The organism is Croceitalea sp. MTPC5, assembly GCF_036985505.1.
Taxonomy (GTDB): Bacteria; Bacteroidota; Bacteroidia; order Flavobacteriales; family Flavobacteriaceae; genus Croceitalea.
In genome coordinates, this window is record NZ_BTGQ01000004.1 from 504,877 (window position 1) to 529,111 (window position 24,235).

Below are 24,235 nucleotides of genomic sequence, written 5' to 3' on the forward strand. Positions count from 1 at the left end.
GCTAAGCATATTGGTCGCCGAATTTTTCTTGTACTTGACCGCGCACCTTTTTAATGTCTTGTTGTTTCGACTTTGGATATATCAATAAAACATCATCTTTATCAACGATAATATAGTCTTCAAGACCATCTACAACGACGATCTTGTTCTTTGCCGAACGAATCATATTGCCTTTAGCATCAATTAGAAGGGGCTGACCATTGACCACGGCGTTTTCGGCTTCGTCTTTATACAATTTTTCATAAAGGGCCCCCCAAGTGCCTAGATCATTCCAATCGAAAGTTGCGGGTAAGGTATAAATGGATTTGGAATTCTCCAAGATAGCATAATCTATCGAAACGTTTTCCGCCTTTGGATAATTCTCGGCAATAAAAGCCTGTTCTTCATTCGTGTTATAACAAGACAACCCACTCTCAAACAAATCAAACTGTGATCCTTGATGTTTTTTGAAGGCATTTACAATGGTACGCACGCTCCATATGAAAATACCGGCGTTCCACAAAAAATTACCTTGGTCCAAAAAGTCCTTGGCCGTTTCCAAATCAGGTTTTTCACGGAATTGGGCTACCTTTTTTAGCGGCGCCCCTCCCTCCTTCTGATATTCGATATAACCAAAACCTGTATTCGGGTAGGTCGGTTGAATACCCAAAGTACATAAGACCTCTTCTTTTTCACATTTCTCAAAACAAGTTTTTACATCATTTTCAAATGCTTGTTCATCTTCTATCCAATGGTCACTCGGCGCTACTATCATGACGCCATTCGGGTTCATTTTTTGAATCTTTAATGCGGCATATAAAATACATGGTGCCGTATTTCTCATGGCCGGTTCTAAAACGACCTGTTCCTGTTTAACTTCGGGTAATTGTTTTAAGACCAAATCATTATAACGTTCATTGGTAAGTATCAAAATATTTTCGGTAGGCACGAATCGATTTAGTCGTGCAAAAGTCTTTTGGATCAAGGTATCACCTGTACCTAACATATCATGGAACTGCTTCGGATTATCCGTAGTGCTCACAGGCCAAAATCGCGATCCAACGCCACCTGCCATTAAAACGGCGTAATAATTCTTATTCATGGTCAATTATTTAGTCTCTTATTAATTCGACCTCGGCATTCGGCTGAAATAAATACAACCTACCCGTTGCCAATTCTATACATTCGTACCTTTTAACACGTTTTTTACCCTTTTTGAAAAGCTTACCGTTGTACAAACGAAAGGTACTACCCAAGGGTAATTCAAAAACGTAGGAATTATCTTTCTGTTGCGTCGTGTCATACGCTTTTAAGGCAATGGACAAATTGGCGTCCGTACTACTGCTCGCTTTTGGGTTTCTAAAGTGCTTCGCGATTAAGGGCAACAATTTGGATGGAAAGATCTCTGGCCTTATAAATGGCACCATTAGACGCTGAAAAGTACGTTTCCACTCCAATCCATGTGGCTTGATTCGTTTTCCGAACTCTTCAAAAGCTACCAGGTGTGCGATCTCATGTATTAAGGTAATCAAAAAACGATATTTATTCAATGAGGCGTTTACCGTTATTTGATGTAACCCATTGGACAATCTGCGGTAATCACCATGTCTGGTAACCCTATGGTCTACAATCTTAAGATTGACCCCATGGGTTCTTATCAAATCAAAGCAAGGTTCAACGGCCCGCTCTGGAAGGTACTTTTGCAATACGTCGCTCACGGCGGTAAAAATAACGATTCTATCTATTCTCGATATTAGGTATCTTTATAAATCAAACAATTTTATATGAAATATCTTCTTTATGTTCCGCTATTTCTTTTGGGGATCGTTCTTATTGGTTGTGGTGAACAAACACCATTTTCTTTTACCGATGGGCTTACCGATGAAAACGGAATCAAAGGGAAGGCTGAATACCTACCCTCTCCTTATGTGACCGCTGGAAATAGGGTATATATGGTAGGGCATCAAGATGGGACTTTCCCTGAATTGGGATGGCATATTAAAGGTGAAATGGGTGGTATTTGGAATCATCCTATAAAACTGATGGATGGTTTTGATATTCGGTTAAATTGGCCCGACCTTACCCACAGCCTAGAAAACGCCGAATCATTCGTGAATTATCCATTTGCCAATACACACAAATTCAGCATCCCCGAAAAATCCCTTAAGATAGAACGCTGGCAATTTGTGCCAGATGGTATTGAAGGTATTGCGATACAAGTGCTACTTTCAAATGAAGGTTCTGAGGCCCAAACGTTTTCATTGGATTTTGTAGGCCACGCTGATTTAAGGCCGACTTGGTTGGGCGAACGTACTGAAATGATCGATGGGCAAGATTCTGCCACTTTTAACGATGACATCAACGGATGGGTCGTAAAGGATCAAAAAAATCCTTGGTTTGTTTGCTATAATGCACAAATAGCCCCAGATAAAAAGGCCGGTACCGAAAAGAAATATCAGGGCAATGGCGTGTCAAATGTACTGGGATATCCTATGAGCCTGAAACCCCATGAATCTAAAACAATAACCTTCGCGATTGCCGGCTCATACCGATCAAGGGAAGCCGCGACTTCGACGTTAAAGGAAATCCAAGATAATCTGCCAAGGTTATTTGAAGAAAAGAGATTGCGCTATATGCAATTGGCCGATCAAACCAAACTCACGATACCGGATAAAAAACTGGAACAGACTTTCGAATGGTTAAAATACAACTGTGATTGGCTGGTACGGACGGTTCCAGAAATTGGAACGGGTATCACGGCGGGCATCCCAGATTACCCTTGGTGGTTTGGGGTCGATAGTGAATATGCCTTACAAGGTTATATGGCAGTTGGGCAAGAAGATGCCGTTTACAATACCATCAAGCTTTTGGATAGTGTCTCGGCAGCGGTCAATGGCAATGGCAAGATCATTCATGAAATGTCTACCAATGGGGCTGTATTCAATTCTGGCAATATCAATGAAACCCCGCAATTCGCCACTTTAATTTGGCGTATTTACCAGTGGAACGGTGATGAATCCTTTTTAGCAAGATACTTTCCAACAATCAAGAAAGGACTACAGTGGTTAATGAATGAAAACGATTTAGATAAAAATGGGTTCCCCGAAGGATTCGGGATGATGGAAATTCACGGTCTTGATAGCGAAATGATCGATGTTGCCGTATACACCCAACAAGCTTTTACCGATGCCGCACGAATAGCCGATGTTTTAGGCCAAAAAGCCCTAGCGAACACCTATGAGGCCATAGCAGCAAATCTTAAGACAAAAATCAACACGGAATTCTGGTCTGAGGATTTCAACTCTTATGCGGATTTTATCGGTACCGATGAGCAGGCCTTACATCTAATCGAAGATGCCATTGTACGTGCCGACACCCTTGAAAAACCTTGGTCTGTAAAAGAAATGGAGCAGACCAGGCAATTTATCTTAGATAATCCGTCAAACAAACCGAGACCTTTCGTGCTGCATCATAACTGGGTCGTAAATACCCCCATGGAAATGGGTATCGCCGATACCGAAAAAGCCCTAAAAGCACTGGAAACGGTCAAAAACTATGTAAATCCGTTCGGGGTTTTCGTTACGGGGATTGATCGCGATGAATCGGCAGGCTCCAATGAAAACGCCTATAAGGCCCCACCTATCTTTACATATACCGGGGCGGTAATGACCTTACCCACAGGTGTATCGGCCATTGCTGAAAATAATTATGGTCGACCTAACGAGGCTTTAGATTATTTAGAACGTATGACCCGTTCATTTAGCTATGCCTTACCGGGCAGCATGTACGAAGTATCGCCCGATTTTGGCATGATGGCCCAGGCATGGAATATCTACAGCTACGCCTACCCCATCGTACACCAGTTTTTTGGCATGCAACCCAATGCTGCAGCAAAAGAAGTGGTTATTGCCCCCCAAATGCCCGATAAATGGAAGGAGGCCTCATTGGAAAATGTTAAGGTTGGGGATAATGAAATATCGATTTTTTATTCAATGACCAATAACAAACCTTCAGTCACGGTAAACCAAACCAATACCAATTGGACCCTCAAACTACTCCTGCCGAATACCAATAAACCAGTAGCTGTGGTTGGAACACTTGAAAATTTGGATGATGGAATTCTGGTTACCGGTAAAGGCAGTACTATTTCCGTTACGTATTAATTGAACCAACCCATGAGAAACCGGGCAACACTTTTTTTATTCATCATAATCTTAACCCTTATAGCGGCTTGCTCTGGTTCAAAATTTAAATCAAGTTGGCCCAAAACTACTGCTCCTGAAACCTTTCTCACTAGATTCGAAACCTCACAAGGGAATTTTGAGGTACAGGTAGAACGAAAATTATCCCCGAAAGCCGTGGACCGCTTTTACCAATTGGTTAAGACCAGATATTTTGACAACATTCTATTTTATAGGGTCAACCCGGGGTTTGTGGCCCAGTTCGGGGGCAATGACAGCGTGATATACAACGGTTGGAATCGTTATAAGATTCCCGATGAACCTGTTTTACAAGGGAATGCCAAAGGCACCTTGAGTTTCGCACGTGGCGGCAAGGAATCCCGTGGAACGGATTTGTTCATTAACCTGCGCAACAACCATCGCTTAGATACCTTGAATTATATTGGCGTGACCGGATTCCCAACTTTTGGAAAAGTCATCAGCGGCATGGATGTTTTAGAAGCGCTGTACGATGGCTATGCGGATACGACCATGACCAATTTAGATTTAATGTATAACGATTTGGATGCTTTTATCAAGAAATACCCAAAGCTTGATACGATATATAGGGTTAGATTCATTGAATAAAGGCTTAGTTAACAAGAGTCTTTAATTTTATATTTTTATAGAACGTATCATGGAGATTTAATCAATAATCATATACACTTGTTGTACGCAATTTAAGAATGACTGAAGCAGAATTAGAAACTATCATTGATTTGGAAAAATGGCTAAAGGAAAATTGCTATCCAATGAACAGTTATAGCATTAATGGAAATGCTATTTACGAAGGGCATGGTTTGGAAAATAATGGCGGACTTTTCCAATGGTTCTATACGGAACGTGGAGATAAAGAGACTTTGAAACATTTTGCGACCGAAAAAGAAGCTGTGGAATACGCTCTAAAAAAAATTAAAGAGGACGAACACGCAAATCGGAATTATATCGGAATGCATAAATCTGACGAAGACGTTGAACGAATATTATCGGAACTCAACAACCGTGGAATTGAATATTGGACGGACAAAATTCCATACGGAGGAATTAATGATTACCGGACTAGAATTTTTGTGATTGGTTGCGGAATTAAAAAAGCACAGGATTTAATAAAAGGTGAATAAAAAAACTGCGTGCAACAAAACCTATAAACAATACGGGCTTCGGGCTTAGTCGCAAGGTTTGTGTATTTTTATGAAGTTCGCAAAATCTTTTGGATTTTGCTTTTTAGCTGGACAAATAAAAAAATCACTATGTGCATGATGGAAGGTAAACTTTAGTTTGCTACTCTACTGTTCATAGATACTGTGTTATATACAATACCAATAAATCGAAATGAAAAAAGTTATTTTACTTATCACATTTTTAATCTCTTGTTCGGGATTTTCCCAAAGTATCTGGAAAAAGTTAGCGGACGTTAGAAAAAATAATAAAATCAAAGAAACCAGTATCTATCAAGTGGACCTTGAAAATCCAAGTAAAAAAAGGCTTTGGGACTGGAATTCTTATGATCGTAATGGTAGGCTTGTGGAATCGAAAAGATATTTCCCCAATGGAAAAATAAAAACTCATTACAAATTTGAACATCCCAGTCCAAAGAACAGAATATTGATTTCATTAGACAAACGAAGGAAAGAAATAGAACGAATTGACCAAGAATATGATCTATCAGGGGAAAAAGAACCTTTAAAGGAATTTAGTGATAATGGACTCTTTAGATATGAATATGACGAAAACGGAAATACCACGAGAGTATGGCGGATAAAAGAAAAACCAGAATTGCTACAAACCGAGGTGGAATTTGACGAAAACAATCTTAGGATTTTAGTAAAATCACTGGTATTTAATCGAGACAGAAGTACTTATATCAGTACCAGTAAGTTCGAAAGAGATGGCAAGGGAAATATAAAGAAAGTGACAAATGAGGCTAAGGGGAAAACTACAAGTATCGAAATTCACGAGCATAAAAATTACGGCACATAACATTATGTATAGCTCATTGCGGCAGATTTTCCGATTGGAAAATCTAGCCTGATTCGCTAACTTGGGTCTGTGGGCGGAAAAGTCCAGCGGACTTTTTCCGCAACAAGCCATACACGAACCGTCGTACACGATATAACCCAAAAGAATGAACAGAAAACTAATTACACTTTTACTATTAGCAATATTTACAAATTTTGGATATTCTCAATCTGACAGAATCAATATCAAAACCGAAAATTTGATAGAAGCGAATTATCTGAAAATAGATGATTTTTATTTAACTCATTACTTGTATATAGACCTGTTTTTAAGAGAAAATCTGTTTCCAGAAGCAAGTCCTGAAGACGTTTCATCTATTCTAAAAGCACTGAAAAAATACGTTTCAGTAGAAAGTAAATTGGACATCGAAATTGAAAAACCTGGAAAACGAAACTATTTGATTCGCTTTGCTATTCTAAAGAAAGATGACGGAACGGAACTTTTAATAGCCTTTACTAATTGGACTGTAAAGAAAAAAGTATTCGAAAAAGAAATTAAAATGGAAAATGATTCCTACACTAGATGGTATTCTCTAAATGGAAACAAAATGACTTACCGAAAAGATATGTCGGACCAAAACGATTACTCAACTATGAATAAATCTGACTTGGCCAATGCTTACTTATTCGATGAACTATCCGAAAACGATTCCAAGATAAAAAGTACAATAGCGGAATATCTTAATCAAAGTGACATAAATATTTTAGATAAAATTACGGTGAATTTAATTCTCTTAAAATATCTAATCTTTAAGAAAGAGAATGATAATGTTACCAAACAAACTGAACACTTGACTGAATTGTTCGAACAAAACAAATCAGAACCAAACTTAAGAGGTTTACAAGTGGCTTTTGATGCTACGAAATACCAAATAGAGTTAATGAAATAAATACTATGTACAACAATGGCTACAAGCAATTGCTTGTTCACAATGCTAAGGCGTACTATTACTGACCTGAAGCAATTTGCCATTATAAAGCTTGTTTCCGGTCAATGCAAAGTCTTTGATGTATATGGCCATTTGCAACGCAGTCACCGGAGCCTCATAACCGGGAAAAGCTTCTGCCAACATTTCGGTCTGTACCGCACCAATAGCCAATACATTAAATGAGGGACCGGCTTCCTTGAATTCCTCTGCCCAAAGTTCCGTTAAGGTAATCACCGCAGCTTTACTGGAACTATACGCTGAAAGCCCTGGGAATTTTAGACTACCTTGAACACCTCCCATAGAACTTATGGTCACTACATGGCCTTCTTTTGACATTTTGGGTAAAATTGTCTTGGTCAATGCTGAAACACCAAAGACATTCACCTTATAAACCGCTTCAAATTCATCCATTTCAGTCTCTAAGAATGGCTTGTTCAGAAGACGACCTGCATTATTGATCAAAATATCGACCGTTTTCCAACCTTCAATAAAATCGGACACCTTGTTATAGTCATCAGCTTCGCCCAAATCAAAGGGGAAGGTCGCGATATTCGCATGGTTCAGGTCGAGAATGGGTCTAGGATTTCTTGAAAGCGCCAATACTTTATGTCCATCATCGGCAAATAGCTTCGCCAATTCAAAACCTATTCCCCTACTGGTCCCTGAAATTACTATGTTAGCCATAAAAAATAGTTAGGCCTTTCTCCAAAATGCAGCCCATATCCTAAAAGCTTTCTTTTGGACTACGTTTAAAGTGACCGATGGTTTTTAGTTCAATTTAATCTCTTGCGTTTCGGCATTGGCGATTCCCTCTACAACCGGAATCATTTTATTGATGATGGTAGCCATATGGTCAAAATCCATAATATCGACTTCGTCGCCCACTTTATGATAATGGTTAAAATTGGTGAAATCAAAGGTACAATAGGTGTGCGAGGGCACCGCAAACTCTTGATGAAACGGATAGTTGTCAGACCGTTGAAACAGATTGTATTCTTTGGCCGTGGGTAAAAACCCTACCAATTTTTCCTCTGCATATGTATTACTCACCATTGCCAGATTTGACTTGTTATAGCCCGTGATATAAATCTCATAATCCTTTCCCTTTAAAGGCACACCTGTCATTTCAAAGTTCAACATAGTATACAGGTTCATTTCTTCTTCCTTGAGTTTTTTGGCAAGATGTTTCGACCCCAACAATCCTTTCTCCTCAGCACTGAACAAGGCAAATACCAAACTTCTTTTATTCGTCCTATTTTGAGAAAAATAGCGTACAAACTCAAGAACGGTCGTGGTACCTGAGGCATTGTCATTGGCACCATTGGCAATAGCATCACCATTTTCAGCATTAATGACACCGATATGGTCATAGTGCGCCCCGATTACGATATATTCTTTTCTTAGGTTTGGATCCGTACCCTCAATCAAACCTACGATATTATAAGCGGGTCTTTCAAAATTGGATAAGGTATCCTTAAAAGCGGTAAAATAAGGTACTACCCCTTGATTTGAAAATCGTTTTTCTATATATGCCGCGGCCATCTCAATACCTTCGCTTCCAGAATCCCGCCCCTTAAGCTCATCAGAGGCCAAATAATTCATAATGGCTTCCACTTTTGTTGCATCGGTAAATGCGCCATTACCATTTGAAGTAACTTGGGTTATTTTGGCCTTTAAGCCATCCGGACCTCCAATACTGGCCCCATTTGTTTTTGTTTTTTTTGTTTGCGTACTTCCGCAAGCATAAATAAGGGCAATGGTGCAAAGTACTAGTACATTTCTCATGTGTTCTAAATTATATTAGTGTTAAAGATAAAAAAGCATCCTATTATCCAGGATGCTTTTTTATTCAAACCTCGTGTTTTAAAATAGTTACGCCAACATCGTTACCGGGTTTTCCAAATACGCCCGTAGGGTTTGTAAAAACTGTGCTCCGGTAGCACCATCAACGGTTCTATGATCACAGGCCAATGTCACTTTCATGGTGCTGCCCACGACTATTTCACCATTTTTCACCACCGGTTTTTCGACAATGGCACCGACCGATAGAATTGCGGAGTTGGGTTGATTGATAATTGAGGTAAATTCAAGTATTCCGAACATCCCCAAATTGGAAACCGTAAATGTACTTCCGTCCATTTCTGCAGGGGTCAGTTTTTTGCTTCGTGCCCGACCTGCCATATCTTTTACGGCGCCCCCTATTTGCGTTAAACTCATTTGATCTGTAAATTTCAAGACAGGCACCACAAGACCATCATCAACAGCGACGGCCACCCCAATATGAATATGATGGTTGTACTTCGTGACATCATCATTCCATGTCGTATTGACTTGGGGATGCTTTTTCAGTGCCATGGCACATGCTTTGAGTACCATATCATTAAAAGAGACCTTGGTTTCAGGAAGTGCGTTGATTTGTGCACGAGATGCCTTGGCATTGTCCATATCGACCTCAATGGTCAAATAATAATGTGGTGCGGAGAATTTTGATTCACTCAAACGTCGCGCGATCACTTTGCGCATCTGCGAGTTCTTGACCTCTTCAGAACCTTCTTCCCCCACAGGAAGGTTTATTGGTGCGGCAGCTGCGGGAGCAGCAGAAACAGTATCTGAACTTGCTTTGACCGGAGCTGATGTAGCGGCAGCGGAAGGTTTATAATTCTCTATATCCCTCTTAATGATGCGCCCCCCGTCACCACTGCCCGAAACATCGGCAAGGTTTACCCCTTTATCGGCAGCTATCTTTTTGGCCAATGGCGAGGCAAAAATTCGATTTCCATCCGAAGAGGATGTTGTAGCATCATTGGAAGTTTCTTTTTCGGTAGGTTCCGCAGCTACTTTCGTATTTTCTTCAGAAGTGGGCTGTTGAGCTTCCGACCCGGGCTTCGCCTTTAGCACGGCGTCCACATCAGTACCTTCTGGCCCTATAACGGCCAATAGGGAATCGACGGGTGCTCCCTCACCTTCAGCAATACCAATATGCAAAAGTGTTCCCGAATAAAAGGACTCGAATTCCATCGTGGCCTTATCCGTTTCGATTTCTGCCAAGATATCCCCCTCTTCTACCGCATCACCAACCTCTTTTAACCAGCTTGCAACGGTGCCCTCTTCCATGGTATCACTCAAACGGGGCATTTTGATAATCTCGACCCCTTCTGGTATCTCAACCGGGGCGCTATCATCGGCACTCCCACTTGAATTGGAATCTTCGGTTGGTGCCTCACTAGGCTCTTCTTTAGGGGCAGCCGTACCCCCTCCATCCAAAAGACTGGAGATATTCTCACCCTCTTCACCGATAATGGCCAATAGCGAGTCGACCGGTGCCCCATCACCTTCTGCAATACCGATATGCAATAAGGTACCTTCATGGAACGACTCAAACTCCATGGTCGCCTTGTCCGTTTCGATTTCGGCCAAAATATCACCCTCCTCTATTCTATCACCCACATTTTTCAGCCATTTTGCAACGGTACCTTCTTCCATGGTATCGCTCAATCGGGGCATATTAATAACTTCTGCCATGTACCTAGAGTTTATGTTTTAAAAATGGATAATCTTCTTGTTCGTAAACCATATCATACAGTTGCTGTACCGGTGGAAAATCAGATTCCTCGGCAAACTTCTCGCATTCAACCACCAAGTCTTTGACACGCTTGTCGATTGCCTTTAGTTCTTCTTCGGTCGCATAGTCCTTTTCTAGAATGACATCCTTAACCTGGGTTATGGGGTCTATCTTTTTGTATTCCTCCACTTCGTCCTTGGTTCGGTAATGCTGTGCATCTGACATGGAATGTCCGCGATAGCGATACGTCTTCATTTCCAAAAAGGTTGGGCCGCCCCCGGTTCTTGCGCGTTCTATGGCCTTATCAACTTCTTTGGCAACCGTTACGGGGTCCATACCATCTACGGGAGCACAGGGCATCTCATAGCCTAGGCCCAATTTGTAAATATCCGTAGAGTATGATGTTCTGGCCACGGAAGTACCCATGGCATAACCGTTATTCTCACAGATGAAAACTACGGGCAATTGCCACAACATGGCCAAGTTAAATGCTTCATGCAATGAGCCTTGACGTACGGCACCATCACCCATATAACATAAGGTAACGTTGTCACGTTTAAAATACTTATCGGCGAATGCCAATCCGGCACCTAAGGGAATCTGGCCGCCTACGATACCATGTCCGCCATAAAATCGATGTTCTTTTGAGAATATATGCATAGATCCACCCATACCTTGAGAGGTACCGGTTACTTTGCCATACAACTCGGCCATTACCCTTTTGGGGTCAACGCCCATTCCAATCGGCTGAACATGGTTACGATATGCCGTAATCATTCGGTCCTTAGTGAGGTCCATAGCATGCAAAGAACCGGCAAGCACTGCCTCTTGACCGTTATACAAATGGAGGAATCCCCTTACTTTTTGCTGAATATAAACAGCCGCCAGTTTGTCTTCAAACTTGCGCCAAAAAAACATGTCTTCGTACCATTTAAGGTAAACCTCTTTTGTAATTTTTTTCATCAATCGGTATGTTTAATACTAATGCCCTGATTAAAGGAAAAACAAAAATACGTATATATCTGTTTTGTGGAAAATTTGACTTAAGAATCCCTTAAAAAAGAATTATTGAATGTTAGTGGCAATAAATCGACCACGGCATCGCACTTATAAATCGGTCCTTTTTTGCCCCTCATTAAAATTGCTATCGGACTTTTTTGCCTATGCTCATACTCCATCATCGCCTGCCTGCAATTTCCACAAGGTCCGGCAGGGATTTTCATCTCATAGTCTTTTGAATTGGCACTTATGGCAATGGCCTTGACGACTTCATTAGGATGGTTGGCACCAGCACAGAAGATAGCTACACGTTCTGCACACAGCCCAGAGGGATACGAGGCATTTTCTTGGTTATTGCCAAGTATTATTTCTCCGTTCCCTAAAAGCACGGCGGCCCCTACTTGAAAATTGGAATATGGGGCGTAGGCTTTTTTCCTTGATTTGACTGCCGAATCCAAGAGTTTTTGATATTCCCTTGGTAATTCGTCGATAGCATCGTAAATACTTAACTCAAAACTTATTTTCTTTTTCAAACAAACACTTTTAAGTATTGAATTCGGTTTAGACTTTTTGGATTGAAGCGAAAATCAGACATCTTTTACCCAATTGAGAAAGTTCAAACGAATTCATTGTTTAAAAATAAGAAAACCCCAACGTATTGTTGGGGTTTTCCATAAAAATCAAAGCTTTTAGATTAATCGTTGTAAAACTCTTGCCCAAAGTTAAAGGTAAGCGAAAAACGTAGTGTGTTTTCCAAAGGGTTTCTAACCTGTGACGTTGAGAACAGATAAGATAAGTCAATCTGGGCCGACTTGAATTTGAATCCAGCACCCAAGGTAAAAAACTGTCTAGCTCCTTTTGCTTCATTCTCATTAAAATAACCGGTTCTCAGCATGAATGCCTCTTGATATCTGTATTCGGCACCAAGCGACCATGTAACCTCTTGTAATTCTTCACTAAAGCCATCAGGGGCATCGCCAAAAGATTCAAATACGCCATTAAAGAAACTAATGTTCTGGTATTCGTCATTATCCTCTGAATCGATATCACCGTCACCATCAAAATCCCTTGGGGTCGGCACCAACAACTTATTGAACTCTGAATAAACACCCAAAACATTGTCTTGGTCAAAAATAAAATCAAATCCACCACCAAACCTTAGGTTGGTAGGTAAAAAGTTCTCTTGCCCCCCTTCGTCATATTGAATTTTTCCTCCAAGATTGGAAACATTGAATCCTGCCCTCCATCGGCCATCAAACGAATTGTAGGCTATTTCACGTGACCTATAAAAACCGGCAATATCAACCGCAAAAGTATTCGCGGCCTGTGAATCTTGTTGCCCATCTTGAAATCTTAGGTTAGAGCTTATGAACCTACCCCCTACGGCCATCGAGAACGTCGGACTCAATTTTAAGGAATAGGAACCATCTATTGCAAACTCATTGGGCTCAACAACAGTTGGGGTCTCATCTATGGTCTGTCTTAATTCTATCTCCCCGAGGCCAAAATACCTTATACTGAATGCAAAGGCACTTTGGTCGTCTAATTTGTTGTATACGCTCGCGCTTAAAAGTGAAATGTCAGTAACAATACTTTCCAGGTAGGGGGTGTAACTGACCCCTATTCCCAATTTTTGTTCTGCAAATGCGAACTTCGCAGGGTTCCATTGTTGTGAGAAGGCATCTACTGGGGTTGCAACTCCCATATCCCCCATACCAGAAGCCCTGGCATCAGCAGCGATATTCAAAAAAGGAACTGCAGTAGTAATTGCCCGTTCTTGTTGGGCAAAAACATTGAAGACACAGAAGAGTGCCAACAAGGAAAATAACTTTTTCATCTATTTCATTTAAATTAAAGTGGTCGAAAGTCCAAAATACGGCTACAAAAACCAAAATATTTAGACGTATTACCATTAAACGAGCTTTTTGGCGAATTCTTATATACGTAATGCGCTATTTCGATGAAAAGTTAAAATTATTTTGACCCCGACCATGTTAAACTCCCTAAATAGCTATACTATAACCGAAATTGTTTCGTTCCTTATTATAGTGTGGCAAATCGAAAAATAGCACATAAATATTTTTAATCGATAAAATATTATGGGCTTCTTTCCGTTTTAATGCCGATAGCGATTTAAATCAAATGAAACCAAAGTACCGATTGTAATAGAATATCGGTTATTGAACTCAAGTCCTAATTATGAAAAAAAGCTTTTTTAAAGTTGTACTTTCTTGTTTTGTGGTTGCCGGAACACTTTCGAGCTGCAAGAATTCTTCCTCGTCATCTAAAAATGTTTCGAGAGCAACAGGATGGAAAATAAATGCCAAAGAAGGCGGTTTTCAATACAATTCCAATTTCAAAGAACAGGAAACCCCACCAGGAACCGTATTCATTGAAGGGGGTACCTTTACCAAAGGTCAGGTGCAAGATGATATCATGCACGATTGGAACAACTCCCCGACAGCTCAACACGTACAGTCATTTTATATGGATGAAACCGAGGTCACCAATGTGATGTACCTTGAATACCTAGATTATCTGAAGGCGGTCTATCCTCCTGAAAATCCCATGTATGAAAATATTTACAAAGGGGCTTTACCAGATACTTTGGTATGGAGAAATCGTTTGGGCTTTAACGAGACCATGACAAATAGCTATCTACGCCATCCTGCTTATGGGGAATATCCCGTAGTTGGTGTAAACTGGATTCAAGCTACACAATATGCTGAATGGAGAACAGACAGGGTAAATGAAGCCACCTTAGAAAGGGAAGGTTATTTGGCCAAAGATGCAAAATATAAGGTCTTGAACGGTGAAATAGGTGGAACGTTTAGTACGGAAGCTTATTTGAATAATCCAGAATCGGTTTATGGGGGGCAAATAGATTCGTTACAGGGCAAGCAAAAAAAGGATTCCATTAATTCTTTTGCAAAAAGAAGTACGGGAATTATCAGTCCGGAGTATCGATTGCCTACCGAGACAGAATGGGAATATGCCGCACAGGCTTTGATAGGGTCGCGGGAATACAATAATTATAGAGGTAGAAAGAAGTATCCATGGGAAGGTGACTACACACGAAATGGACAACGCCTAGGTCGTGGTGACCAATTGGCGAACTTCAAACAAGGTAAAGGTGATTATGGCGGTATCGCAGGTTGGTCTGATGATGGTGCCGATATTACCGCAGAGGTAAAATCATACAAACCAAATGATTTTGGACTATATGATATGGCCGGTAATGTTTCAGAATGGGTAGCCGATGTCTACAGACCCATCGTTGACGACGAAATCAGTGATTTCAACTACTATCGTGGTAATATTTATCTGAAAAAAGCCATTGGTGAAGATGGAAAAGTCCAGATTCTTCGAGATTCGGTTGTTTTTGATACTTTACCCAACGGAAAAGTGGTTGCATTGAACCTACCTGGTGAAATAAAAGAAGTGCCTGTAGGTGAAGAAGAAACCTATTTAAGGACAAACTTCTCAAAAAGTGATAACCGGGGATATCGTGATGGTGACCCAGGATCATCAAGGTTTTTCCAAAGATTCAGCGATGACGAATCCGACGCTCGAAAAATGTACGATTCGCCCAAACACAAAGTGGAACGTGATTCAACCGGAAAACTACTTCGACAATATGACACCTCAAACTACCGAACGTCTTTGATCAATGACGAGGTAAGGGTTTACAAAGGTGGCTCTTGGAGGGACAGGGCATTTTGGTTAGACCCAGCGCAACGCCGTTACCTACCACAATATATGGCTACGGATGATGTAGGGTTTAGATGTGCGATGTCAAGAGTGGGATCAAAATCCAAAACCAAGAACAAAACGGTTCGACATAAAAAAGTAAGGTAAGCATTGCTTACGAAAGATATTGGGCCCTTAGCAATTTTGTTAAGGGCTTTTTTTATCTTCGACTATGAAATTGAACGAACTTCACCAACGGTTTCTAGAACACCCAACGGTTTGTACCGATACCCGAAAAATAACCGCGAATTGTATTTATTTTGCCTTGAAGGGGCCAAACTTCAACGGTAACGAATTTACCGAGGAAGCTTTAAAAAAAGGAGCGGCATTGGCGGTAATAGATGAACCGGAATACCAAGTGGCCGATAAGACCATCGTGGTTGAAAATGTATTGCAAACCCTTCAAGACTTGAGTGCCTACCACAGAAAACAGTGCAACGCACAGGTTATCGCGCTGACAGGCAGCAATGGAAAAACAACAACCAAAGAACTGATTCATCGGGTACTTGAAAAAAAATACAATACAGTAGCAACTAAAGGAAATCTCAATAATCATATTGGGGTTCCCCTAACACTTCTAAGTATAAAAGAAGATACGGAGTTCGCCATCATAGAAATGGGGGCCAATCATCAAAAAGAGATTGCATTTTTAGCCCGTATCGCCCAACCGGATTTTGGGTATATCACCAATTTCGGAAAGGCACATTTAGAAGGTTTTGGCGGTGTTGAAGGGGTCATTAAAGGCAAAAGCGAACTTTACGACTATTTACTGGGTAACGGTAAACATGTTTTTCTGAATGCGGATGATCCCATCCAAAAAGACAGATTGGCATCTTATATAAAAAAAATAGGCTTCAGCAAAAAGGACCACAACTACTATACGATTTCATTTATAGCTGCCAACCCTTTCATACGTTTATCTTTTGAAGAGACGGTGGTTAACACCAAATTGATTGGAACATATAATTTCACCAATTGCTGTATTGCCATTTTAATTGGAAAGTATTTCAATGTACCTACCTCAGCTATTAAAAATGCCATTGAAGGTTATGAACCAGAAAACAACCGTTCTCAAATTATCAAAAAAAATGGACATCATATTATTCTAGACGCCTACAATGCCAACCCAACCAGCATGAAAGCCGCTTTAGAAAGTTTTGAAACCACGGCAGCACCCCGCAAAACACTTTTCTTGGGCGACATGTTTGAGCTGGGGGAAGCTGCAAGCACAGAACACCAACACATTGCTGATTTGGCGAAGAAAATGAACTTTCAAGAAGTGTTTTTAATTGGACACAACTTTTACGGTACTAAAACCGATTACAAAAAGTTCCGTTCGTTCGAGGCGCTTGAAGAACACCTTCAAAACCAGCCCTTGCCAACAGGTTCCATTCTCATTAAAGGCTCGCGTGGAATGGCCCTTGAGCGTATCCTTGAATACCTGTAAATCATAAAACTTTCTAAAAAATGGTCTAATGTGTGCCGACCGATGAAATGATTCTTTGTTTTATTCGAACTAAAAGGGTAAACAAGCAATCATGAAAACCAATATTATCATATTTGATGGAGAGTGCAACCTTTGTAACGGTGTTGTTGGATGGCTTTTACAATTAGTACCTGTAGAAAGTTTTGAGTTTGTCGCATTTCAATCACCGACCGGACAAAGAATGCTTTCTCAACATGGGTTTCCCACAAAAGAACTGACCACGGTGATTTTATTCGATGAAGATGGGCCCCATACCCACTCAGACGGATTCTTAAAAATCGTCTCAAAAATTCCGAAGTGGAAATTAGTGGCTACATTGTTGGCATTTATCCCCAGAATAATAAGGGATACAATATACCGTCTTGCATCTAGAAACCGGGTCAAATGGTTTGGAAAGTCTAAAACCTGTACGGTCAGTTTTTAAAGTGGAGTATACTGGATTCGAACCAGTGACCTCTGCCCTGTCAAGGCAGCGCTCTAAACCAACTGAGCTAATACTCCTTAAAATCGCTGCAATATCGTAAAAATGTTACCAATCTCCATATTCCGCAGCATTCTTTTGTGTTTCGAATAAAGTTATGTGCAATTTTTGCCCAGGATCGAGCTTTGGTTTTAAAATATCATAGATAATTTTAACAAAATACTCCGTTGACGGCAGAATACCTTCAAACTCAGGGCAGTCCTCGTTTAAGTTCTTATGATCAAAACGCGCTTCGATTTCATCTTTGATTACCTTTCCCAAAACCGCTAGGTCCATTACAAAACCCGTATCTGGATTGACTTCACCACGTATACGCACTTCTAAATCAAAATTGTGGCCATGGTAATTAGGGCTATTGCATTTACCAAATACAGCTCGGTTTTTCTCATCACTCCACTTCGGATTATGCAACCGATGCGCAGCATTGAAATGGGCTTTTCTACAAATTGTGGCAATCATAGCTTAAAATAAGAGTACAAATTTAGCTTAAATTTCATTTTTAAACCTAACAACGTCGAATTACAATTCGAGACCGGCACTTGATTGGAAGCAAGAGAGTGCCTATATTACCCTCAACGTGAAATATAACCCATGAGGATTTTTTTAAGTACCTTTTTTGTCATTTTGGCGATATGTTCTTGCACCAAAAGGGAAGCACCCTTCAAACAACCGAATATTGTACTGATTTTAACCGATGATCAAGGTTGGGGTGACTTAAGTTATCATGGCAATACCAATCTTTCCACACCAAATATTGACAGTATAGCCTATAAGGGTATGGTGTTGGAAAACTTTTTCGTTCAACCAGTTTGTTCACCTACCCGGGCGGAGTTATTAACCGGCCAGCACTTCTCAAGACTAGGGGTGTATGCTACCTCAGCCGGTGGGGAACGGATGGACTTTGACGTACCTACGATAGCCGATGTTTTGAAAAGCAATGGATACCAAACTGCGGCATACGGTAAATGGCACAATGGCATGCAACCGCCCTACCATCCCAATGCTAGGGGTTTTGATGATTTTTACGGATTCTGTTCTGGGCATTGGGGAAATTATTTTAGTCCCATGTTAGAACGCAATGGCGAAATTGTACAGGGGAACGGTTTTTTAGTAGATGATTTGTTCAACCACGGCATCGATTTTGTTTCTGAAAATCGTGACAAGCCATTTTTCTTGTACCTGCCCATAAACACCCCTCATAGCCCAATGCAATCACCCGATGAATACTGGGCCAGGTTCAAAGACAAGCCGCTTACTATGCAATATCAAGGTGACGGAATGGAAGATGAACGGTTTACCCGGGCAGCATTGGCAATGGTTGAAAATATAGACTGGAATATGGGTCGATTGAATGCCATCTTAAAAAAGAATGGCCTAGAAGAAAACACCATCGTCATTTTCATGTCTGACAATGGCCCCAATGGTTGGCGGTGGAATGGCGGTATGCGCGGCAAAAAAGGCAGTACCGACGAGGGTGGGGTAAAATCACCCTTTTTTATAAAATGGCCTAAGCATATAAAAGCTGGGCACAAATCAAAACAACTTATGGCGTCGATAGACCTATTGCCTACATTGACGGGTCTGGCAAAAATCAAACTACCTGACACATTGAGGATGGATGGACTTGACCTAAGTTCGAAAGTATTGAATCAAAACCCTGCTACAACGGCTAGGGTCGTATATAACCATTGGAATGGAGAAACCAGTTTAAGAACCCAAAAATACAGGTTGGATTCGGAGAATAGACTCTATGACATGGACGATGACCTCGGTCAAACCATCGATATCAGCTCAAAAAAACCGATTATAAAGGACAGTTTAGTTCACATTAAAGAAAAATGGGAGCAAGAAATACTAGCTTCGAAAATTGATAAGAAAAGACCTTTTACCATAGGCACAAAGGATTATGATTATACACAACTACCCGCTCGCGATGCCATAGCGACCGGTTCGATCACAAGAAGCAATCGATGGCCTAATGATTCTTTTTACACCAATTGGGTCAGCACGAATGACTCCATTTTCTGGAATGTAGATATACTTGAAGAAGGCACTTTTGAAGTTTTTCTTTATTACACCTGCAAAAAGGACGCTGTTGGCACTGAACTTCAATTAAGGCTAAACAATTCAAAAATAACCAAGGTCATTTCCGAATTCCATGACCCCGATTTAATTGGGGCAGATAAAGATAGAAGCCCAAGAATGGAGTCTTATGTCAAAGACTTTAAAGTTATTAAGTTGGGTGAAATTTCTTTGAACGATGGGGTTGGTCAGTTAAGTTTAAGTGCCGTAACTATGCCGGGAAACACTGTCATTGATTTTCGATTATTGAATTTGAAGCGGAAATAGGTTCTTTGCATATTTTCTTTGCAAATCGAAGCCAAAGAAAGACCAGAAATGTTCATCAAGGGCGAAATAGTACAGAGGCGGGCAACATAGTTGCAAGTTTCCCTATATCCAGTGCTGCTTTCGGGGCCGAACGCGCATTTTGAACGCCTAGTCCAAGTAGTATTTATGAATGATATACCATCTAAAACACGGACTCCGTCACCAATATAACCTAGTAAAAACCGCTAAAATCAAAATAAGGCCTTGCTTAATATTTTATTTATCAAGTGATGATTGAAGAAATTTGAGACTTTGGGGTATTTGTTTCACGGCCTTTGACGATTCGTCCTCAATAAAAAGGTAATCGATTTGAATTTTAACAGCCTCTGCTACAATGGCAGCAATATTGATTTGCCCCATACCCAACACTACATTGGTTTCCACATCCGATGTTCCATTCAAATTACCCTTAACACCTTTCTTGCAATCTTTAAGGTGCATCAATTTAAACTTATCGGGATATCTTCTTAACCATTCAATGGGGTTTTCACCGGGATGCGCAAACCAATACACATCCATCTCAAAAGTAAAATGCTGTGCACTTTCAATCATATGGTCCATCAACAGGCCTTTCTTATAGGGTCTGAACTCATATCCGTGGGGGTGGTATGCTAAAGTGATTCCGGCGTCTTTCAACTTTTTGCCAGCTTTGTTGAACACATCAATGGCCGCCTTGGTTTCTTTAATGGTGAAAATGGTATCGTTATGCGGTATCCAAAAACAAACTGCATATTTTGCCCCATAAGCCTTAGCCTTGGAAATGATTTTTTCAGGGTTATCCCTAAAATCCTCATAACTTCCACTAACACTTACAATCTTTAGTTGATTTTTATTCAACAGGGCCTTATAGTCTTGTATGGAATACCCATGTGTTCCTCCATTACCTTCTTCTATATTTGAGATACCCCAAGATTGGATTTTTTGCAATGTACCTTCAACATCATCTTTCATCTCGTTACGGAGACTGTAAAGCTGCAAACCTATTTCTTGTGAGACCGATTCAAAATTCATTGTAATGGCAATTAGAAAAAATACTATTGAATTCTTAATTTTCATCATCTTTTTATTAGGTCAATAAATTTCCTTGTTCGTCCCATTGTGCTAAAATACCCCGTTTTGACTGGTCCACGCATTTTTCGACCCACTTGGCATCATACGAAACCCCATGTTGCGCCAAAACAGCTTCAGGCACCCCATCCCATATATTGGGCATATTACCTTTGTACCCCAGCTCTTCAATTCCTATTTTAGAGGTATAAAAACCGGTCATGGTCAGGTTTCGCATCAAAGAAAAGAAATTGACCTCTAAAGGTCTTTTCACTTCTTGAACCTCAATATCAGGGTAGGCAATTTCATCTAATATGGCTTTTTGCTGTTCTTTGGTAGCGGTTTTGAACTCAGCACCATAATCGGTATTACTTTTATGGTCTATCCACATCAAGCCTCCACGAAGGTCTGTTTGAAAAGGTGGATGATCTTTTGCCATAAACTCTATAAAGTCTGGTACTTCGGCATCCAAAGCCCCTTTGTATGTGTCATCTGAAGGCAAGATCAAATCACATAACACGGCAATGGTCTCCATTTCATGTGTATTGAAAAACTGCTCTGATAGTAGTTCTTCATCGTATTCCTTTTCCTTGGGAGTGCGGCCATAATCATATTCTTTGATTTTTACGACCTCATCCAACTTTTGCTCACTTTGAGGTTTACACCCATGAATGGCCAATCCGCCAGCAACGCCACCCAATACTATTGATTTTAAACTTTTTCTTCTGTCCATGATCAAATATTTTGCTGCTTTAATTGTTCAATAATATAGTCGGAAGTTCTCCAGGATAAAGCCAAAATAGTCCAGGTTGGGTTCTTATCTGCCTGTGATACAAAAGGCCCGGCATCGACAATAAAAACATTATCCACATTGTGCAATTGCTGATATTTGTTTACCACAGACGTTTTTTTGTCATCCCCCATACGGGTCGTACCTACCTCATGTATGATCCATCCGGGTGGGGCGATCCCGTAATTTTGGGCCTCCGTTGGTTTGTCACCCAAGGCCTCACCCCCCATATGGTGTATGATTTCTTCAAACGTATCGTGCATATGTTTGACCTGTTTGATTTCATTGTCCGTCCATTTGTAATGGAACTTTAGCACGGGTATGCCGAATTCGTCTACTTTAGAGTTGTCGATCTCACAGTAATTACTTTTCTGGGGAATGGATTCCCCCCTTCCCCCAAAACCTAATACAGATCCATAATACTTTTTTACATCCTTTCGCAGCCCATTGCCATAGCCCCCGACCGTCAACCCAAAGAATCGGTTGAAGTCATTGGGGTTGAAACCAAAACCATAGCTTGGCATACCCATTCCGCCCCAGACTTCAATATGATAGCCCCTAGGGAAATCCAATTTCTTATTGTCTAACCACCATGGGGAATACACATGCATTCCGCCAACACCATCTTCATTATACGACACTTCCCTTTTCATCAAATCAGGTACGAAAGCGGCCCGGCTGCTACCTGTGGAATCATGAAGGTACCTTCCAACAACATCACTCGTATTACCAAGGCCATTAGGGTGTTGCCTGCTCTTTGAATTCAGCAGGATTCGGGCCGAGCTGCATGCCGATGCCGCAAGCACCACAACCTTGCCTTTTAGTTGATATTCTTTTCTATCTTCTTTATTGATATAAGAAACCCCGGTCGCCTTGCCTTCTTCATTGGTCGTGACTTTTCGCACCATGCAATTTACATAGAGATCGACCTGCCCCCCATTTTTTTGGGCCGGAAATATCAAACAGCTCCCCGATGAAAAATCTGCATACACGGAACATGATCTTGAACACTGCCCACAGTAAAAACAAACTCCCCTTTCATTATTGATCTTCTTGGTCAACATCGACATTCTAGAAGGTATTACTGGAACGTTGGCACCTTTGGCACCTTTGATATAGAATAGTTCGTGTAACCTCGGTTTTGGTGGCGGCAAGAAGAAACCATCGGGATCATTCGGTAACCCTTCATTGGTGCCGAATACCCCGATCAATTTATCTACCTTATCATAATAAGGTTTCACATCATCATACCCGATGGGCCAATTGTCACCAAGACCATCTTGGTCTTTTCTTTTAAAATCCTTCGGACCAAATCGAAGTGAGATACGGCCCCAATGGTTGGTTCTACCCCCCAACATGCGAGATCGAAACCATTTGAAATCGCTCCCGTCTTCATTGGTATAGGGTTCTCCTTCAATTTCCCAACCTCCATAGGCTGTATCAAAATCCCCAAAATGACGTACCGTATTGGCACCCCTTCTTGGAGACTCATAAGGCCATTTCAGTTGCGTCTGTTGGTCAGGGTTTGCGGGATCGAAATGTGGCCCCGCCTCAACGACGGCTACTTTAAGGCCGGCGTCAGCAAGTATTTTTGTTGCCATTCCACCACCGGCGCCTGAACCTACGATAATGACATCGTATGTTTTCGGAGTTTCAATGATCTGCATGCTCTTATTGTAGTTTTTATGTTATTGTATCCTTGTTAGTTTGTAGAATTCCTTACGGTATTGACTTGGGGTACACCCTTTTGCCTTTTTGAATACCCTATTGAAATTTGCAATGTTGTAGAATCCACATTTATATGCGATTTCAGAAACTCCAAAGGTCTCCTCTGCCAACATACGTGAGGCATTTTCAATACGAACGTCATTCAAATATTCGACAAAGGTTCGTTCGGTACTTTTCTTTATGAACCTATTGAACGAAACCTTGCTCATATTCAAAAGGCTTGACACTTGGTCTAGGGTAATTTTATTGGCATAATTTTCTTGAATAAAGTTGTAGAAGAGCTTCACCTTGTCACTATTATCGAAATCGTCCCTTGACATCTGTGATACCGAAAGTAATCGCTGGTTTTTAGTTAGCGATAAATCGTATAAAATGGAAAACATCTCTAAAAAGTAGTCGAATCCCTCTATTTTAGAGACCCGGGTTATTCTTGAGGCTATCTTTCTTGACTCATTTTTATCAAATAGAATACCGTGTACGGACCTTTCCATCATTTCACGAAACGGTTTCATGATACTTCTTCGCAGTAAGTTCTCGGTAAAAAGATCGTTATGAAATTGAATGGTCACCTCGTGAACACTTTTCGTACAGTTGTGCATTTTCCATCCATGGTACACATTAGAGCCTACCAAAACCAATTCATGGTCATCAATTTCCTCAATGCTAAAACCTACGGTACGTTGCATCCCTATACCATTATGAATATAATTTAGCTCTAATTCAGGATGAAAATGGATAGGATAATCAAAAGTATCCCTAAATCGATCCATGACCAAAAAACTGTCTTGCGGAGACAATGCGGTGATTTCCCTTTGATACGTTTTTAACAATTGGATTCGTTTTTAGGGCAAGTTAATA

The 24,235-nt window shown here is 40.7% G+C and carries 22 protein-coding genes and 1 tRNA gene; 9 read left to right on the forward strand and 14 right to left on the reverse strand.

Translation table 11 applies throughout. From position 1 onward, the window contains the following. Position 1 precedes the first annotated feature (1 nt). Complete coding sequence (locus AACM45_RS15055; RefSeq protein ID WP_339143726.1) at positions 2-1,081, reverse strand: mannose-1-phosphate guanylyltransferase; 1,080 nt, start codon at positions 1,079-1,081, stop codon at positions 2-4. A gap of 10 nt (positions 1,082-1,091) precedes the next feature. After that, the gene (locus tag AACM45_RS15060) at positions 1,092-1,697 is read right to left on the reverse strand and encodes a SprT-like domain-containing protein (RefSeq protein WP_339143727.1); all 606 of its coding nucleotides are present in this window, start codon (positions 1,695-1,697) and stop codon (positions 1,092-1,094) included. Positions 1,698-1,763: 66 nt separating this feature from the next. Between AACM45_RS15060 and AACM45_RS15065 the strand changes: the two genes are divergently transcribed. From AACM45_RS15065 to AACM45_RS15085, 5 genes are all read left to right on the forward strand, one after another. Further along, complete coding sequence (locus AACM45_RS15065) at positions 1,764-4,142, forward strand: amylo-alpha-1,6-glucosidase (RefSeq protein ID WP_339143728.1); 2,379 nt, start codon at positions 1,764-1,766, stop codon at positions 4,140-4,142. 12 nt (positions 4,143-4,154) lie between these two features. Further along, positions 4,155-4,787, forward strand: coding sequence for a peptidylprolyl isomerase (locus AACM45_RS15070; protein WP_339143729.1), 633 nt, complete (start codon positions 4,155-4,157; stop codon positions 4,785-4,787). A gap of 98 nt (positions 4,788-4,885) precedes the next feature. Continuing rightward, on the forward strand, positions 4,886-5,320 hold the full coding sequence (locus tag AACM45_RS15075) for a hypothetical protein (RefSeq protein WP_339143730.1): 435 nt from the start codon (positions 4,886-4,888) through the stop codon (positions 5,318-5,320). A 211-nt stretch (positions 5,321-5,531) separates the two neighbouring features. After that, positions 5,532-6,179, forward strand: a complete 648-nt coding sequence (locus tag AACM45_RS15080; protein WP_339143731.1) for a hypothetical protein — start codon at positions 5,532-5,534, stop codon at positions 6,177-6,179. Positions 6,180-6,324: 145 nt separating this feature from the next. Then, positions 6,325-7,107 carry a hypothetical protein gene (locus AACM45_RS15085; RefSeq protein ID WP_339143732.1) on the forward strand — a complete coding sequence of 261 codons (783 nt, stop codon included), beginning with the start codon at positions 6,325-6,327 and terminating at the stop codon, positions 7,105-7,107. Between the two features lie 45 nt (positions 7,108-7,152). Here the strand turns inward: AACM45_RS15085 and AACM45_RS15090 are convergent, their stop codons facing one another. From AACM45_RS15090 to porV, 6 genes are all read right to left on the reverse strand, one after another. After that, positions 7,153-7,830 carry an SDR family NAD(P)-dependent oxidoreductase gene (locus AACM45_RS15090; RefSeq protein ID WP_339143733.1) on the reverse strand — a complete coding sequence of 226 codons (678 nt, stop codon included), beginning with the start codon at positions 7,828-7,830 and terminating at the stop codon, positions 7,153-7,155. An 84-nt stretch (positions 7,831-7,914) separates the two neighbouring features. Continuing rightward, positions 7,915-8,931, reverse strand: a complete 1,017-nt coding sequence (locus AACM45_RS15095) for a M28 family metallopeptidase (protein ID WP_339143734.1) — start codon at positions 8,929-8,931, stop codon at positions 7,915-7,917. 87 nt (positions 8,932-9,018) lie between these two features. Further along, positions 9,019-10,668 carry a pyruvate dehydrogenase complex dihydrolipoamide acetyltransferase gene (locus tag AACM45_RS15100; RefSeq protein WP_339143735.1) on the reverse strand — a complete coding sequence of 550 codons (1,650 nt, stop codon included), beginning with the start codon at positions 10,666-10,668 and terminating at the stop codon, positions 9,019-9,021. Between the two features lie 4 nt (positions 10,669-10,672). Next, on the reverse strand, positions 10,673-11,671 hold the full coding sequence (pdhA, locus tag AACM45_RS15105; RefSeq protein ID WP_339143736.1) for a pyruvate dehydrogenase (acetyl-transferring) E1 component subunit alpha: 999 nt from the start codon (positions 11,669-11,671) through the stop codon (positions 10,673-10,675). A gap of 80 nt (positions 11,672-11,751) precedes the next feature. Next, the gene (gene cdd, locus AACM45_RS15110) at positions 11,752-12,258 is read right to left on the reverse strand and encodes a cytidine deaminase (protein ID WP_339143782.1); all 507 of its coding nucleotides are present in this window, start codon (positions 12,256-12,258) and stop codon (positions 11,752-11,754) included. Positions 12,259-12,401: 143 nt separating this feature from the next. Further along, positions 12,402-13,544 carry a type IX secretion system outer membrane channel protein PorV gene (gene porV, locus AACM45_RS15115; protein ID WP_339143738.1) on the reverse strand — a complete coding sequence of 381 codons (1,143 nt, stop codon included), beginning with the start codon at positions 13,542-13,544 and terminating at the stop codon, positions 12,402-12,404. A gap of 362 nt (positions 13,545-13,906) precedes the next feature. On the opposite strand from porV, the gene gldJ reads away from it, so the two are divergent. The 3 genes from gldJ to AACM45_RS15130 all read left to right on the forward strand — a co-directional run bounded on the left by gldJ (position 13,907) and on the right by AACM45_RS15130 (position 17,367). Next, positions 13,907-15,565: a gliding motility lipoprotein GldJ gene (gldJ, locus tag AACM45_RS15120; protein WP_339143740.1), complete on the forward strand. Its 1,659-nt coding sequence runs from the start codon at positions 13,907-13,909 to the stop codon at positions 15,563-15,565. A gap of 64 nt (positions 15,566-15,629) precedes the next feature. Beyond that, positions 15,630-16,904 carry a UDP-N-acetylmuramoyl-tripeptide--D-alanyl-D-alanine ligase gene (locus AACM45_RS15125; protein WP_339143741.1) on the forward strand — a complete coding sequence of 425 codons (1,275 nt, stop codon included), beginning with the start codon at positions 15,630-15,632 and terminating at the stop codon, positions 16,902-16,904. A 91-nt stretch (positions 16,905-16,995) separates the two neighbouring features. Further along, positions 16,996-17,367 (forward strand): thiol-disulfide oxidoreductase DCC family protein, encoded by a 372-nt coding sequence (locus AACM45_RS15130; RefSeq protein ID WP_339143742.1) that lies wholly within the window; start codon positions 16,996-16,998, stop codon positions 17,365-17,367. A gap of 2 nt (positions 17,368-17,369) precedes the next feature. On the opposite strand, the gene AACM45_RS15135 is transcribed toward AACM45_RS15130, so the two are convergent. Further along, positions 17,370-17,444, reverse strand: a tRNA-Val gene (locus tag AACM45_RS15135). Positions 17,445-17,472: 28 nt separating this feature from the next. Then, complete coding sequence (locus tag AACM45_RS15140) at positions 17,473-17,883, reverse strand: 6-pyruvoyl trahydropterin synthase family protein (RefSeq protein ID WP_339143743.1); 411 nt, start codon at positions 17,881-17,883, stop codon at positions 17,473-17,475. Positions 17,884-18,015: 132 nt separating this feature from the next. On the opposite strand from AACM45_RS15140, the gene AACM45_RS15145 reads away from it, so the two are divergent. Next, complete coding sequence (locus tag AACM45_RS15145; RefSeq protein ID WP_339143744.1) at positions 18,016-19,773, forward strand: arylsulfatase; 1,758 nt, start codon at positions 18,016-18,018, stop codon at positions 19,771-19,773. A 255-nt stretch (positions 19,774-20,028) separates the two neighbouring features. On the opposite strand, the gene AACM45_RS15150 is transcribed toward AACM45_RS15145, so the two are convergent. From AACM45_RS15150 to AACM45_RS15165, 4 genes are read right to left on the reverse strand one after another with little or no spacing between them, the layout of a single operon-like run. Next, on the reverse strand, positions 20,029-20,871 hold the full coding sequence (locus AACM45_RS15150) for a sugar phosphate isomerase/epimerase family protein (protein WP_339143746.1): 843 nt from the start codon (positions 20,869-20,871) through the stop codon (positions 20,029-20,031). 7 nt (positions 20,872-20,878) lie between these two features. Beyond that, a complete protein-coding gene (locus AACM45_RS15155; protein WP_339143747.1) occupies positions 20,879-21,592 on the reverse strand; it encodes a gluconate 2-dehydrogenase subunit 3 family protein in 714 nt (237 codons plus the stop codon). 2 nt (positions 21,593-21,594) lie between these two features. After that, positions 21,595-23,316, reverse strand: a complete 1,722-nt coding sequence (locus tag AACM45_RS15160) for a GMC family oxidoreductase (protein WP_339143749.1) — start codon at positions 23,314-23,316, stop codon at positions 21,595-21,597. Between the two features lie 21 nt (positions 23,317-23,337). Beyond that, complete coding sequence (locus AACM45_RS15165) at positions 23,338-24,207, reverse strand: helix-turn-helix domain-containing protein (protein ID WP_339143750.1); 870 nt, start codon at positions 24,205-24,207, stop codon at positions 23,338-23,340. Positions 24,208-24,235: the final 28 nt, after the last annotated feature.

What these genes read in the sequence shown, in the direction of transcription:
- AACM45_RS15055 (WP_339143726.1), bottom strand. Translation starts at nt 1,081, where the DNA reads ATGAATAAGAATTATTACGCCGTTTTAATGGCAGGTGGCGTTGGATCG.
- AACM45_RS15065 (WP_339143728.1), top strand. Translation starts at nt 1,764, where the DNA reads ATGAAATATCTTCTTTATGTTCCGCTATTTCTTTTGGGGATCGTTCTT.
- AACM45_RS15070 (WP_339143729.1), top strand. Translation starts at nt 4,155, where the DNA reads ATGAGAAACCGGGCAACACTTTTTTTATTCATCATAATCTTAACCCTT.
- AACM45_RS15075 (WP_339143730.1), top strand. Translation starts at nt 4,886, where the DNA reads ATGACTGAAGCAGAATTAGAAACTATCATTGATTTGGAAAAATGGCTA.
- AACM45_RS15080 (WP_339143731.1), top strand. Translation starts at nt 5,532, where the DNA reads ATGAAAAAAGTTATTTTACTTATCACATTTTTAATCTCTTGTTCGGGA.
- AACM45_RS15085 (WP_339143732.1), top strand. Translation starts at nt 6,325, where the DNA reads ATGAACAGAAAACTAATTACACTTTTACTATTAGCAATATTTACAAAT.
- AACM45_RS15090 (WP_339143733.1), bottom strand. Translation starts at nt 7,830, where the DNA reads ATGGCTAACATAGTAATTTCAGGGACCAGTAGGGGAATAGGTTTTGAA.
- AACM45_RS15095 (WP_339143734.1), bottom strand. Translation starts at nt 8,931, where the DNA reads ATGAGAAATGTACTAGTACTTTGCACCATTGCCCTTATTTATGCTTGC.
- AACM45_RS15100 (WP_339143735.1), bottom strand. Translation starts at nt 10,668, where the DNA reads ATGGCAGAAGTTATTAATATGCCCCGATTGAGCGATACCATGGAAGAA.
- pdhA (WP_339143736.1), bottom strand. Translation starts at nt 11,671, where the DNA reads ATGAAAAAAATTACAAAAGAGGTTTACCTTAAATGGTACGAAGACATG.
- porV (WP_339143738.1), bottom strand. Translation starts at nt 13,544, where the DNA reads ATGAAAAAGTTATTTTCCTTGTTGGCACTCTTCTGTGTCTTCAATGTT.
- gldJ (WP_339143740.1), top strand. Translation starts at nt 13,907, where the DNA reads ATGAAAAAAAGCTTTTTTAAAGTTGTACTTTCTTGTTTTGTGGTTGCC.
- AACM45_RS15125 (WP_339143741.1), top strand. Translation starts at nt 15,630, where the DNA reads ATGAAATTGAACGAACTTCACCAACGGTTTCTAGAACACCCAACGGTT.
- AACM45_RS15130 (WP_339143742.1), top strand. Translation starts at nt 16,996, where the DNA reads ATGAAAACCAATATTATCATATTTGATGGAGAGTGCAACCTTTGTAAC.
- AACM45_RS15140 (WP_339143743.1), bottom strand. Translation starts at nt 17,883, where the DNA reads ATGATTGCCACAATTTGTAGAAAAGCCCATTTCAATGCTGCGCATCGG.
- AACM45_RS15145 (WP_339143744.1), top strand. Translation starts at nt 18,016, where the DNA reads ATGAGGATTTTTTTAAGTACCTTTTTTGTCATTTTGGCGATATGTTCT.
- AACM45_RS15150 (WP_339143746.1), bottom strand. Translation starts at nt 20,871, where the DNA reads ATGATGAAAATTAAGAATTCAATAGTATTTTTTCTAATTGCCATTACA.
- AACM45_RS15155 (WP_339143747.1), bottom strand. Translation starts at nt 21,592, where the DNA reads ATGGACAGAAGAAAAAGTTTAAAATCAATAGTATTGGGTGGCGTTGCT.
- AACM45_RS15160 (WP_339143749.1), bottom strand. Translation starts at nt 23,316, where the DNA reads ATGCAGATCATTGAAACTCCGAAAACATACGATGTCATTATCGTAGGT.